Origin of the sequence: Gluconobacter sp. P5H9_a (assembly GCF_018812085.1) — a bacterium.
Taxonomy (GTDB): domain Bacteria; phylum Pseudomonadota; class Alphaproteobacteria; order Acetobacterales; family Acetobacteraceae; genus Gluconobacter.
The window spans coordinates 364536-377256 of sequence record NZ_JACRVW010000001.1 but is presented as its reverse complement, the minus strand read 5'-3'; the positions used below and the strand labels follow the sequence as shown (position 1 = coordinate 377256).

The following is a 12721-nucleotide window of genomic DNA, read 5'->3' as shown; positions in this document are numbered from 1 at the left end:
TCCGGCCCTGTGCTGGAGCGTTTTGCGTTTCTGGCAATCTGCCGAGCCCTCTCAACCCCGCGATCAGCGCATCAGCTCCCCATCATGTTTTTGCTTCCGCTCTGGGCAGAAAGGCGCAGGACAGCTAAGGTTCCGCCGTCTTAAAACCAGTTCAGGACGTGAACATCATGGACGTTTCCAAGATCTCGCCCGGCAAAGACGTGCCGAACGACATTAATGTAGTTATCGAGATCCCGCAGGGCTCTCAGGTCAAGTACGAAGTGGACAAGGATAGCGGCGCGATCTTCGTGGATCGTTTCCTGTTCACGCCCATGGCCTATCCGGCAGCTTACGGCTTCATTCCTGGCACCCTCGCCGCTGACGGCGACCCGGCTGATGCTCTCGTTCTGGCTCCGGCAGCCGTCGTTCCTGGCGCCGTGATCCGTGCACGCCCGATCGGCATGCTGAAGATGGAAGATGAGAGCGGCCAGGATGAGAAAATCATCTGCGTCCCGCACGACAAGATCCATCCGCAGTTCACGGACGTGAAGTCCATCGACGACCTGCCAGAGATCACACGCAAGGCGATTGAGCACTTTTTTGAGCGCTACAAGGATCTTGAACCCAACAAATGGGTTAAGGTAACAGGCTGGGCTGGCAAAGAAGAGGCTGGTAAAGTCATCGAGGCAGCACTCGCAGCAGCCAAATAATACGATGTTGTGATCCGTTTTATACGGATTATAGTTTACATCGCTTGGTATAGGCTTTGTTTTTTCCTAAGAAATGAAGCCTATATCATATGAGCGTGATATTTTCGAAATTTATCTCATAATCTCTGTTCTTCATCCCGGAAAAAGTGTTACGAAGATCTCGCAACCTGATACCCGAGGATAAGAGACTTGTCTCGCCTGCATCTCTATGCCGCAGCCTGTGCGGTTTGTTTTACGCCCGCCATCGCCGCCGCTGAAGGCGCGACCAAGGCTTCCGCACCTGTCACGACCGTCGTTCAGTCAAAGGCTGGCGACAAGGTTACGACCGTGCGCGTTCTCGCGCCCATCACGGTTATGGACTGGCCAGACCAGAACTCGGAAAACCCGAGTGTTCGCGTTAACACCCCGCTTACAATCATGTCGTTCGACAAGGAGCAGGTGCCACCGCTTCCCAAGCCTGAGGCATTGTTGACCAACCCGTTCGGCTGGAACAAATGGCTTCGTGACCGCGGTATTGCGATCATGATGGACAACACCAACGAATACACGGGCGCCATCACCAAGCCGACACCAGGTTACGGGCTTCGTCAGGGTAGCAGCAACGCAGGCCAGTACAGCCTTGAGAACGATATCGACTGGGAAAAGCTTGCTGGTATCCGCGGCTTCTCAACCCATGCCGTTGTTGTCGGTCGTTACGGTATTCCGGCAAGTCGCATGTTTGGTGACAACCTGAACCCCAGCTCCGAAATTTACGGTGCAGGCGGCAACGTGGTGGTGCACCTTGTCTATGCCTATGGTGAAGAAACGCTTGCAAATGGTCATTTTGACGTCGCTGCCGGACGTATTCCGTTCCTGAACGACTTCTCCGCCAACCCGCTGTACTGCAACTTCCAGAACAATGCCTTCTGCGGTAACCCGAAGGCATCGTCTGATAATACCACCCATTCGTCCTACCCTGATGCAGTGTGGGCAGCCCGTATCCGCGTCCGCCCGACAAAAAGCACATACATCCAGACCGGCGTGTATTTCGCGCAGGCAGGCATTTACAACAACGTTCAGTACCGGACGGGCTTCAAGTTCAACGGTGCGGACATCAATGGTGAAGCCGTGCCAGTGGAAGCTGGCTGGGAGCCACTGGTGGGTAAGGATCACCTGCCAGGCCACTACAAGGTCGGCTACGCCATCGACAATGCGCCTCACAAAGACAACTACTATGATGTCAACGGGAACCCGTATGTCATCACGGGCCAGACCCAGCGTACGGTCAATTATTCCTGGGCAGCCTGGTTCCTGGCGGATCAGATGGTCTGGCGCCACCATACGCCCGGAAACCCGGACGCTGGCCTTGTCGTGCTGGGTGGCTTCTACGCCAACAGCCCCCGCACCCAGACGCGTGCCCAGCAGTATGAAATCGGGTTTGTGGACAGCGGATTCTGGAAGGCTCGCCCACTGGACGGCATCGGTGTGAACTTCACCTATGTTCGTGTTGCAGGCAGCGTTTCCGACACCCAGCGCCTACAGCTTGCTCGTGGGATGTCGCTTATGAATGGCTCTTACGGGATTCAGAGCTACGGCGAAGTGCTCGAAGCGAACTACCGTATCCATGTGATGCGCGGCGTGACCTTTGCACCGGACTTCCAGTACTACTTCCGTCCTGGCGGTCAGGCTGCACTGCACAACGCAGCAATGCTGGGCTTCAAGAGCCACATCCAGTTCTTCTAAGCCTACACGGCGGCCAGTAGATTATTCTGACTGGCCGCTTTTATTTTCAGGCGTAACTGCCGGACAGCATTGGCGCGACAGAGGACACGTCTAGTTGGTCAGGTGATGGCTAACGCAGTGGCTTGTGGCCAACCTCCGCTCTCGCGGTCATTCCAAAAACAAACAGCTCTTTTCGTGCTTCGGAAAGCTGACGAAGAGCCTCTTGCGCCCACCTCTTAAGCGTAGAACGGCTTTCCAAATTCAAGATTAATGCAGTTCTCGGGAAAGCTGGATCAGGGCTGAACGACAGCCTGACCGTCGCTGCACTTTCTACGACCGCGCAGTTTTCTCATAACGGGACACCATCTTGTGGCAACGAAAGCCAGAAACGAAAAAAGACGCCCTAAGGCGTCTTTTTCAAACTGGAGCGGGTGATGGGATTCGAACCCACGACCCCAACCTTGGCAAGGTTGTGCTCTACCCCTGAGCTACACCCGCATTCCGTGAGGCGGCTTATGGCGGAAACTTGCAATATCCGCAAGAGGAAAGACGAGCGGAAAAGCATTTTCCTGATCAGGAAACATTTACTAAGCCAGAAACGAAAAAAGACGCCCTAAGGCGTCTTTTTCAAACTGGAGCGGGTGATGGGATTCGAACCCACGACCCCAACCTTGGCAAGGTTGTGCTCTACCCCTGAGCTACACCCGCGTTCCGTGGGCGGTGTTATTACTGAACTTACGAAGACATGCAAGAGAGAAAATGTACCCTCCAATCAATTTTTCAGCGCGCGCCGTTTCTTGCGAAGAAGAAGCCTGATCTTCTGACGAGATCAGGGCGTTCCCACGAAAGCGCCCTTGCACACAGAGCCATCAGGCCCGATCTTCAACGGAACTAGATTTTTCCAGCAGGATGGCTTCCATTCCATGAGCAGCACTTTTGACGAACATCTGATTGGCCAGTCCCCGTCTTCAGGCAAGGCCGCATACATCGTCGAAGCAGATCAGACGACGTTCATGGCGGACGTTGTTGAGGCCAGCCAGCAGATCCCGGTTCTGGTGGATTTCTGGGCCCCCTGGTGCGGCCCCTGCAAACAGCTGACGCCCGTTCTGGAAAAGATCGTCCATACTACCAACGGACGGGTTCGTCTGGTCAAGGTCGATGTAGAGGCCAACAAGTCCCTCGCGGCTCAACTGGCTCAGATGGGGCTTCCGCTTCAATCCATTCCCGTTGTGGTCGCGTTCTGGAAGGGTCAGGTTCTGGATCTTTTCCAGGGTGTGCAACCAGAAAGTGAAATCCGCCACTTTGTCGAATCGCTTTTGAAAGCTGCTGGCGGCACGATGCCCGCAGCAGACATTCTGGCGGCAGCCAAGACAGCTCTGGCAGACAATCAAACTGCGGAAGCTGTCGGCCTCTATGCGCAGGTTCTCGATGCAGAACCTGAAAACCCTGAAGCATGGGGCGGGATGCTGCGTGCACTTCTGGCCCTTGATGAGTTGGAAGGGGCAGAAGAAGCGTCCAGCCAGATCCCTGCCAAGCTTGATAACCATCCTGAAATCACAGGCGCGCGCGCAGCACTAGCCCTCAAGAAAGAAGGTGCCGCAGCGGTTTCCGAACTGGATACTCTCAAACAACAAGCCGCGGCCTCACCTGCTGACTTCGATATCCAGCTCAAACTGGCTGGCGCGCTCAATGCTGCGGGAAATCGCGCGGATGCTGCGGATGTCCTGTTGGGCATTATCCGCCAGGACCGTGACTGGAATGAAGGCGCTGCCAAAACGGAACTGCTGCGTTTCTTCGAAGCATGGGGCCATACGGACCCTGTAACGCTTGCTGCGCGTCGCAAGCTGTCTTCTCTGCTGTTCTCATAAGCCCATGACGAATACGCCCGACACCTTCCTGGATCTCAATGATATCCCGCGCAGGGTTCCAGCTCTTGCGGACCTTACTCTTGCGGATATTCCTCCGCGGGTCGGGCTTTTTCCACTGTCTGGAGCCATGATCCTGCCGGGAGGGCATCTGCCTCTGACGGTCTTTGAACCGCGCTATATCGCCCTTCTGGAAGATGCTCTCGCGGGGCGTCGGCTCATCGGGATGATACAGCCACAGGAAGAAGACGAAACGGATCCCCTTCCCGTCCTGCATAACATTGGGACACTTGGTCGAATCACCAGCTTCACAGAACACTCTGACGGTACATTTTCCATCACACTTCTGGGCATCACTCGTTTCAGACTGCTGATGGAAGGTTTGACACAACGGGGCTGGAGGGAAGGCACTATTGACGCCTCACCTTTCTTTTCAGACCTGCTGGAAAGCGACCCCTCCCCGATCAATCGGGCGCGTCTGCTAAGCCGTTTGAAAAGCTATCTGACAGCACATCAGCTACAGACGGACTGGTCTTTGCTTGATGAAATGGATGATGACATGCTGCTCGTCATTCTGCCGATGCTTGTTCCGTTCAGCTCTGAGCAGAAACAGGCTCTTCTTGAAGCAAGTACACTGGATGACCGCGCCGGGGTCTTGCTGGATCTTCTGGCAAAAGGCATGGAATGACCATGAACACTGAACTTGACCCTCGCCTCCTGTCCCTGCTGGTTTGCCCCCTCACCAAAGGGCCGCTCACCTATGACCGTGACACGCAGGAGCTTATCAGCCCCCGCGCGAAGCTGGCATTTCCAATCCGGGATGGCATCCCCATCATGTTGCCGGAAGAAGCGCGCTCTCTCTGACTGAGGCCCCTCTTCAGACCCGATGCAATGCAGGAAGATCGTTCTGAACCTTGAAGTTCATGACGATCTTCATCAACTGGGCGGCATCCCCCACCAACTCCTGACTGGAGTTGCTCATCTGCCTCACGATCGCCGCGTTAGTCTTGGTCACGGCTTCAAGCTGTGTCGTACTGGTGTTGATATCCATGATCCGCTGCGCCTGAGCCTCTGCACCTGACGCAATTTGTCCCACAGCTTTCCCCAGTCGATTCACGGATGCGCTGATATTACCAAGTGCAGCCCCCGTTTCGTCGACCATCGTCACGCCACGCTCCACGTCTTCCATACTGCTGCTGATCAATTCCTTGATCTCACGGGCCGCTGTCGTAGACCTCTGGGAAAGCGCACGTATCTCTTGAGCAACAACAGCAAAACCTCGCCCCGCATCGCCAGCACGTGCCGCTTCTACGCCTGCGTTCAAAGCCAGAAGATTTGTCTGAAAGGCGATCTCATCAATAACGCCAATAATCTGGACAATCCGTGTGGATGATTCCGAGATCTTGGCCATTGCTTCAACTGTCCGAGCAACAACTTCCGTACTTTGCCCTGTTTCATGGCAGCAGGCTTCGACCGTCTCATCTGCCTGACGCGCTTCCTCAGCCACTTCCTTTACGGATGTCGTCAACTGGGTGATGTTGCGCGATACGGTGCCCAGGGCATCAACCTGCTCCGCAATACGACAGGCAATGTCCTCGGATGAACTGCTGATCGTTCGGGCCCGGTGCTCCACGACACCAGACGTGGAACGTACCCCCTGCACAATCCGCCCCAGTCCACTGCAGGCGCGCTGGAATGCCCCGCTCATCCGCGCTGCCTGACTGGCAAGCTCAGGATCAATGTCCTGTACAAGATCTCCTTCCGCCATACGGTCCAGCGAATCTGCAAGTGCTTCGGAAAGAGCGGACAGGCTTTCGTTGCGCTCTTTCTCGGCGCGCGAACGCTCCTGCCCGTCCAGATTCAGAGTATATGTCTCAAGGCCAAGTTCCATATCCAGAAACGCGGCTTTGACCAAAAGCCCGACCCGCGCGGCAACGTCCTGACTGGTCAGAACAGATCGGCGTTTACCGAACAATCTCGCGAAAAAGCCCTGTTTCTGTTCTGGCCAGGCCTCCTGAATAACACCTGCGACAATACCTTCGACCAGCAGCCCGTAACTGCCGATATACCATTGTGGATCCAGGCCAATACGGGCGTGGGTATTCCCAATCGCACGCGTACTCTGGACATAGTCGGGGCCAAAATCACCCTCGAGAATACGGCTCCAGTGTTTTTCCTGCTGTGTGCGGGCTGTATTCTGCTGGGAGGAGCTCGAGAAAAAACGTGCCAGTTCCGGTGTCTCGTCCACTCGGCGATAAAACCGATCAAGCGCGGGGGGCAAGATCCGGCGGATCTGTTGGCCAATTCGGGATATCAGGGCTTTTTCGCTGGCCCCAATTCCTAAAAAGGCAAGGCGCTCTTTAATATCTGCCGCGACCTGCTCGGTCATTTCTGGTCTCCAAGACGTCAACTCGGCCCACTGGTAAGGACTGCCTCCGCCCTACCACGCCAATAGTTACGCAATCATGAAGACCAGACCGTCAGATGGCCTCGCTGTCCTTAATTCCCGCTATTCTTCCCGTATGACACTTCCGTATCCGGCACGGCAGGGCGCGGGGTGATATCGGCTGTATTGCCACCTACACCACTCGTCCCAAAGGTCATTCCTTCAGAGGACGGAGCTCTGCTTTCCCGGGGACGGTTTTCCTCGCTCATTCCACCCGGCGGCATCGGCATAACGGGGGCATCATCCGCATAGGATACGCCGCTTGGATGCGAGCGACGATGAGAGGTTCTATCCGGAGCGGCTCCCGGCGGGGGAAGTGCGGTCATATCCGCAGCCGGTCCGTCAAACATTGAACCAACACCACATCCCGTCAGGGACAGGCAGGACACCATCAGGGAAAGAGAAAGCCACCGCATAAGCTGACATTACCATTTCCTTGCGGTTGACGCATCCCCATCTCAAGTGGGACACAGCGCTGCCTGAAGCTGCTTCATGCTCTCACAGTCGAGGACGTTTTTTGATGTTTGAAGGCCGGATTACTTCTGCCGCTACGCTGCGACGGGCCTGGTGGGACAGTCTATTTGTGGACCATTCCATCTTCCGCCTCGGCTGGACAAATCTTTCGGAAGTCGTTCCTGGCAAGGTATGGCGCTGCAACCACCCAACACCGTCACGTCTGCGCAGACTGACGAAAAAGCTTCACCTCAAGACGCTCGTAAACCTGCGCGGGCATCGCAAATGTGGGTCAGACGCTCTTTCTCGCAGCACAAGCGAGAAGCTGGGTCTGACGCATCTGGATATGGCGTTTGAGAGCCGGGGCGCACCCCACAAGGATCGCATCCTGCGCTTTCATGCCATGTATCAGACCCTTCAGTTTCCAATGCTGATGCACTGCAAGTCAGGAGCTGACCGCGCAGGACTGGCTTCGGGACTGGTCGTGATGTTTGAGGGGGGAACGGCAACAGATGCTCTCAGGCAACTGCACTGGCGCTTCGGACATTTCAACCGGTCCCGCACGGGCATTCTGGATGCATTTTTCCTGCGCTACCGCGCTGAAGCCGAAGGGCGTCTTTCCTTCATGGATTGGCTTCAGACCGAGTACGATGAAGACCGGCTGCGGGCCGATTTCAAAGCGGGCAAGATTTCATCCTTCCTGAACGATAGCGTCCTGCGCCGCGAATAGGCCCTGGCTTATTCTTCTGCCGGGCCGAGGCTGCGGATAAGGTCCAGCATTCGCTTTCGCACGGAAGGATCTGGAATGCGATAATAGGATCGCACCAGATCAACCGTTTCACGCCGGCTGAAAAGCGCCGCTTCATCGGCTGGCAGATCAAACAACCGTGGCGGTTGAACCGCTTTACGGGGCGGACCGCCGAAAGTGGCCTGCGTTTCTGCAAAGCCGGTCGTGACTGAGGGCTGAAGGGGAACAGGTGCCGTCCTGGAGGCCGCATCCTGCATATCATCGAAGAAAAAACCGATCGGCACATCCAAAACACGCGCCAGATCGTAAAGACGGCTCGCCCCCACGCGGTTGGCACCACGTTCATATTTCTGGATCTGCTGGAACGTCAGCCCCAGCGCCTCTCCAAGCTTTTCCTGAGAAAGCCCCATCAGCGTGCGCCGCAGCCGAATGCGGTTTCCGACATGCACATCGACAGGGCCAGCAGCCGAAGCACTTTTTGGCTCGGCCTTAACGTGACCCCTAGACATGATGATCCTCCCTTGAGACCAAGAGAAGGTAAATAAAACAACCCTAGATTGTCAATATTAACCTTTTTGACGCATTACAACCCGTTCTCTCTTGCGGCGAACCGTTGGCCAGAACGAGAGCACTACGCACAGCAGCGATAGAGCCAACGGAATGGCACGCCCGTATCGGGAGAAGATCGTCGGAGGGAGGGGGGAAGGAATATCACTGACAATCACGTCTGCCCTGCCCCAACCCAGACGAGCCGTTTCGCGTCCGGCCGCATCATAAATCGCAGAAATGCCAGTGTTGTTGGCAAAGACAACGGGAAGACCTTCTTCCACCGCCCGCAGACGGCCCGTAGCAAGATGTTGACGTGGACCAGCACTGTTGCCGAACCAGGCGTCATTAGAAATGGTGACCAGCCAGTCAGGCCGATCATGCCGCGCAACGACAGACCCGGAAAAAATGATCTCGTAGCAAACCATTGGACCGACGCGGCCAATATCGGGAAGATCCCATGTCTTGAGACCGGGCCCGGGTGTCAGAACCCCTGGAAGCACATTAAATGGAATGATCCAAGGCTGGTACTCCCCGAATGGCACCAGGCGGCTCTTGTCATAGATGGATGTGATCTTGCCATCCTGATCCACCAGTTCGAGGCTGTTGTACCAGTGGCCATTTTCCTCACGATCTGACCCGATCATTGCCGAAGCGCCACCGGCTGCATGGGCAATTACCTGCCGGGCCAGTTCATCCTCGTCGAGGAGGCCCGGAAAGCCGGATTCTGGCCAGATGACAACCACAGGCCGGTCATCGCCCATCAATCGGGCCTTCTGCGTGCCCTGAGCCGTCAGGCGGAGGTAGCGTCGGAAATTTTCGACGCTTTGCTGCCGGTTGATGATTTCATTTTCCGAGACATTCCCCTGAACCAGAACCGCACGCGGATTATTGATCGGCAACGGAGTTACTGTGGCAAGCCGCCAGTAGCCGCCACCGAGCCACAGCACGCCGCACACAACAACACTCAGAACGGCAACACGCCCACGGAAAAGAGCCAGAGACGCCAGGACCAGTGCAAGCGTCAGACCATCGACACCCAGAATGGATGCTGGCTGGATCAGTGCATTGCCGACCGAACCGGGCAATTCCAGATCGCTGCCAAGCGGGTTCCAGGGGAAGCCTGAAAAAATCAGAACTCGGGCCATATCAACGACCGTCCAGCTTCCGGCGAACATCAGAATACGCCGCCATCCCGCTGGCACAAGACGACAGAGAACTGCCGGAACAGCCATCAACGGGGCAATAATGAGCGCAACACCCGGAGCCGCGAACGGGATGACCCACCAGAACTGATGGATCCGCGTCAGAATGGCATTGGTCAGCCAATACAGGCCTGCCGTGTGAAATCCCATTCCAAACAGGAAACCGCAAAGAGCAGCCTGCTTCCAGGATGCCGCATCCTCAGAGGCGCGATAGAGAACCAGCAGCCCGAGAGGGAGCACAAAAAGCGCATAAACAGGCGGAAGAGACAGGGCAGAAAACGCCCCTGCCAGCACCATCAGGCCGGCAAGTCGCCAGCCACGCACAGGGAGCGTCGACATCATGAAGATGATTATCCGTTAGAAAGAACGGTCGGACCACAGAGGCCCGAGCCGGAAATCAGTCCAGAGCGTCCCGAAGGCGGCGCTCGTAATGGCGGTAATATTTGTCCGCCAGAAGTTCACTCTTTACCAGAACGGCTACGTCCGTCGTGTTGAACTGCTCATCCACGACAGCGCCGTCTCCAACATATCCCCCAAGGCGGAGATATCCTTTGATGAGAGGCGGCAGCTTGTTCAGGCAGGCCCGGTAATCAAGCGTGTGCGGGTCCGTACGCAGCATTTCCACATAACGATCTGGGAGCGCCCGAATTCTGAGAGCCGGAGGAGCCAGATGATTATGATGCAGATAGGTCAGTTGATCAGAGAGTGCGTCAGGATCTGTACCCGGGAGGCTTCCGCAACCGAACAGCACGTCGATGCGGTGAAGAAAGATATAGGATGCAATGCCACGCCAGAGGAGCTGCATTGCAGAACGTCCACGATGTTCGCGAGCCACACAGGACCGGCCAACCTCAAGCAAACGTCCCGGAAATTCCGTCAGGGTCGAAATATCGTATTCGGAAGCCGTGTAAAAACGACCAATCTTCTCGGCAGCATCGGAACGCAGAAGACGGTAGGTTCCGACAACGCCTTCTGCACCAGAAGAAATGCTGTGGTCGATGACGAGAAGATGGTCGGCAACCTCGTCAAACTCGTCCACATCCCGCTTTGTGCGGAATGCGCGTTCATCCGGGTGTGCGCCAAGTTCTTCAAAAAACACACGATACCGCAGGGCCTGAGCAGCATCCCGCTCAGCCTCAGTTACGGCGATCCGAACACCCAGAGAACCGCCCCGAAGCTCCTGAAAACCACCGTCGCGGTTCAGAGCCAGCGTGGAGAGGGTCTCCATCTGTTTGAGTGTTTCTTCACTACTGATGAGCGAATGGGCTGTCGGTGAGGCTTTTTCCTCGGCCGGATTGGTGCTCATGATCCGCTCTTGTTCCTGTTCTTGGCAACAGTCTGCTTCGGAGTTTCTTTTTCAAGACGATGACCGAAGAGTTCTATGCGGTGTGAGACGAGATCGAATCCGAGACGTTTTGCAATCTGCGTAAGCAGACGGACGGGTTCGTCATCTTCAAATTCGATGACACGGCCGCTGTCCACATCAATCAGATGGTAGTGATGGCCACTGTCGCTGGCCTCATACCGGGCACGCCCACCGCCGAAATCACGGCGTTCGAGAATCCCTTTTTCTTCCAGAAGACGCACGGTCCGATAAACCGTGGCAACGGAAATGCGGCTGTCTATGGCGGATGCGCGCCGATAAAGCTCTTCTACGTCCGGATGGTCGCTGGCTTCAGACAGAACATGGGCAATGACCCGGCGCTGTCCTGTCATCTTCAAACCATTTTCCACGCAGAGGCGTGCAATGGGAGAATCATCGACAACGACGGAACCTTCTGGCTTCCGACCTTGCGTGCGAGCGCGTCTGTCCGCGATTTTCATATCTACGACCATATCAGCGGCCTAGCCGAAAACCGGACCATTTGTCCAATCAGAGATGCAAATAAAAGAACCGGCTTCCTGCGGATGAAGATCAGGAAGCCGGGAAACATCCTCAGTCTTCGCGACGACGGCCGAGGCCGATCTTGCGTGCCAGGGAGGAACGATGGCTTGCGTAGTTCGGAGCAACCATCGGATATTCCGGCGGCAGACCCCAACGCTCGCGGTATTCCTGCGGCGTCATGTTGTAGGCTGTCTTGAGGTGACGACGAAGCAGCTTCAGCTTCTTCCCGTCTTCAAGGCAGATGATGTAGTCAGGGAATACTGATTTGCGGGGCGGAACTGCTGGCACCGGCTTCTCAGCGGGAACCTCTTCCTGCACATCCACCGTTGCAAGCGAATCATGTACCGAGCGGATAAGACCCGGCAGCGCGTCGGCTCCGATGTCATGGCTGGATACGTAAGCGGTAACAATCTGGGCGGTCAGATGGCGCAGATCGAGGTCTGCAGTCTCATGCGGCATAGTGTAATAGTCCTTCATCCGGAAACGACGAGTTCCCTATCAGTAGAAGCCTCCTACCAGCAAGCAAAAACAAGGAAAAACTAGAATATGACAAAATATGAAACATTTCTTCTTGATGTAAGCAACAAGATCTGTCCGATGACGACTGTACATGTCCGCGCCCGTCTCGACACCATGACTTCCGGTCAAAAAATAAAAGTGATTGTTAAAGGCGAAGAGCCCAGAAACAATGTAACTGCATCGGTACTATCACTTGGTCACAAAATAATAGGAAATTTACCACATCAGGAAAACCCTGATCTTTACTGTCTTCTCATTCTGAAAGCGTAGAGACCAGAGCCAGAGCATCGCTTCCATCACGATAATAGCGACGTCGATGGCCAGCCTTTATGAACCCACACCGATCATAAAGTTTTTTTGCTGCATTGTTACTTATTGATACTTCCAGAAATATTTTTCCTTTTGGAAGTATTTGCTCAACCAGAGATTTTCCCAGACCAAGACGCCGGAACGACGGTCGAACAGCCAATGTCAGGACTTCTGTTTCATCCATGACGGTTCTGGTCAGGATAAAACCCGCTGGCTCATTTCCTTTAAGAACAACAAGAGCTTCTGTGCCCGGAAGACCCAGAAGGGATGTAAAGGAGTCCGCGTCCCACACTTCTCCTCCTGCAAACGCTTCTTCATGAAGCGCCGCCAGTAACGGAGCGCTTTCCACGCCCGT

The 12721-nt window shown here is 55.4% G+C and carries 15 protein-coding genes and 2 tRNA genes; 7 read left to right on the top strand and 10 right to left on the bottom strand.

Translation table 11 applies throughout. The annotated features are described in order from the left end of the window. Positions 1-167 precede the first annotated feature (167 nt). Together ppa and KP708_RS01715 are read left to right on the top strand one after the other, a co-directional pair. Positions 168-689 carry an inorganic diphosphatase gene (ppa, locus tag KP708_RS01720; RefSeq protein WP_046900674.1) on the top strand — a complete coding sequence of 174 codons (522 nt, stop codon included), beginning with the start codon at positions 168-170 and terminating at the stop codon, positions 687-689. A 189-nt stretch (positions 690-878) separates the two neighbouring features. Further along, positions 879-2411, top strand: a complete 1533-nt coding sequence (locus KP708_RS01715; protein ID WP_215750010.1) for a carbohydrate porin — start codon at positions 879-881, stop codon at positions 2409-2411. A 402-nt stretch (positions 2412-2813) separates the two neighbouring features. Here the strand turns inward: KP708_RS01715 and KP708_RS01710 are convergent. Both KP708_RS01710 and KP708_RS01705 read right to left on the bottom strand, forming a co-directional pair. Further along, positions 2814-2888: transfer RNA gene (locus KP708_RS01710), tRNA-Gly, on the bottom strand. A gap of 135 nt (positions 2889-3023) precedes the next feature. Further along, a tRNA-Gly gene (locus tag KP708_RS01705) sits at positions 3024-3098 on the bottom strand. Between the two features lie 215 nt (positions 3099-3313). Between KP708_RS01705 and KP708_RS01700 the strand changes: the two genes are divergently transcribed. The 3 genes from KP708_RS01700 to KP708_RS01690 are packed head-to-tail and all read left to right on the top strand — an operon-like array spanning position 3314 to position 5119. Continuing rightward, complete coding sequence (locus tag KP708_RS01700) at positions 3314-4258, top strand: co-chaperone YbbN (RefSeq protein WP_215750008.1); 945 nt, start codon at positions 3314-3316, stop codon at positions 4256-4258. A gap of 4 nt (positions 4259-4262) precedes the next feature. Further along, positions 4263-4943 (top strand): LON peptidase substrate-binding domain-containing protein, encoded by a 681-nt coding sequence (locus KP708_RS01695; protein WP_215750006.1) that lies wholly within the window; start codon positions 4263-4265, stop codon positions 4941-4943. Next, complete coding sequence (locus KP708_RS01690) at positions 4940-5119, top strand: Trm112 family protein (protein WP_046900670.1); 180 nt, start codon at positions 4940-4942, stop codon at positions 5117-5119. The genes KP708_RS01695 and KP708_RS01690 overlap by 4 nt, the downstream gene beginning before the upstream one ends. 13 nt (positions 5120-5132) lie before the next feature. On the opposite strand, the gene KP708_RS01685 is transcribed toward KP708_RS01690, so the two are convergent. Both KP708_RS01685 and KP708_RS01680 read right to left on the bottom strand, forming a co-directional pair. Further along, a complete protein-coding gene (locus tag KP708_RS01685; RefSeq protein ID WP_215750004.1) occupies positions 5133-6644 on the bottom strand; it encodes a globin-coupled sensor protein in 1512 nt (503 codons plus the stop codon). Between the two features lie 110 nt (positions 6645-6754). Beyond that, positions 6755-7117 (bottom strand): hypothetical protein, encoded by a 363-nt coding sequence (locus tag KP708_RS01680; RefSeq protein WP_215750003.1) that lies wholly within the window; start codon positions 7115-7117, stop codon positions 6755-6757. 104 nt (positions 7118-7221) lie between these two features. Here KP708_RS01680 and KP708_RS01675 point away from each other — a divergent pair, with 104 nt between their 5' ends. After that, positions 7222-7884 (top strand): tyrosine-protein phosphatase, encoded by a 663-nt coding sequence (locus KP708_RS01675; RefSeq protein ID WP_211500487.1) that lies wholly within the window; start codon positions 7222-7224, stop codon positions 7882-7884. A gap of 8 nt (positions 7885-7892) precedes the next feature. Here KP708_RS01675 and KP708_RS01670 read toward each other — a convergent pair whose 3' ends face one another. The 5 genes from KP708_RS01670 to KP708_RS01650 form a co-directional block, all read right to left on the bottom strand. Next, on the bottom strand, positions 7893-8411 hold the full coding sequence (locus KP708_RS01670; protein WP_215750001.1) for a helix-turn-helix domain-containing protein: 519 nt from the start codon (positions 8409-8411) through the stop codon (positions 7893-7895). Positions 8412-8468: 57 nt separating this feature from the next. Beyond that, complete coding sequence (lnt, locus tag KP708_RS01665) at positions 8469-9995, bottom strand: apolipoprotein N-acyltransferase (protein ID WP_252347336.1); 1527 nt, start codon at positions 9993-9995, stop codon at positions 8469-8471. Positions 9996-10050: 55 nt separating this feature from the next. Beyond that, a complete protein-coding gene (locus KP708_RS01660; RefSeq protein WP_174694812.1) occupies positions 10051-10881 on the bottom strand; it encodes a GNAT family N-acetyltransferase in 831 nt (276 codons plus the stop codon). Positions 10882-10955: 74 nt separating this feature from the next. Then, positions 10956-11489, bottom strand: coding sequence for a Fur family transcriptional regulator (locus tag KP708_RS01655; protein WP_052750032.1), 534 nt, complete (start codon positions 11487-11489; stop codon positions 10956-10958). Positions 11490-11589: 100 nt separating this feature from the next. Further along, positions 11590-11997: a MucR family transcriptional regulator gene (locus KP708_RS01650; RefSeq protein WP_202207091.1), complete on the bottom strand. Its 408-nt coding sequence runs from the start codon at positions 11995-11997 to the stop codon at positions 11590-11592. Between the two features lie 87 nt (positions 11998-12084). On the opposite strand from KP708_RS01650, the gene KP708_RS01645 reads away from it, so the two are divergent. Beyond that, positions 12085-12327 (top strand): sulfurtransferase TusA family protein, encoded by a 243-nt coding sequence (locus tag KP708_RS01645; protein ID WP_215749999.1) that lies wholly within the window; start codon positions 12085-12087, stop codon positions 12325-12327. On the opposite strand, the gene KP708_RS01640 is transcribed toward KP708_RS01645, so the two are convergent. Next, entirely contained in the window at positions 12311-12715 is a 405-nt protein-coding gene (locus tag KP708_RS01640) for a GNAT family N-acetyltransferase (protein WP_371822695.1), read from the bottom strand. The genes KP708_RS01645 and KP708_RS01640 overlap by 17 nt on opposite strands. Between the last annotated feature and the right edge of the window lie 6 nt (positions 12716-12721).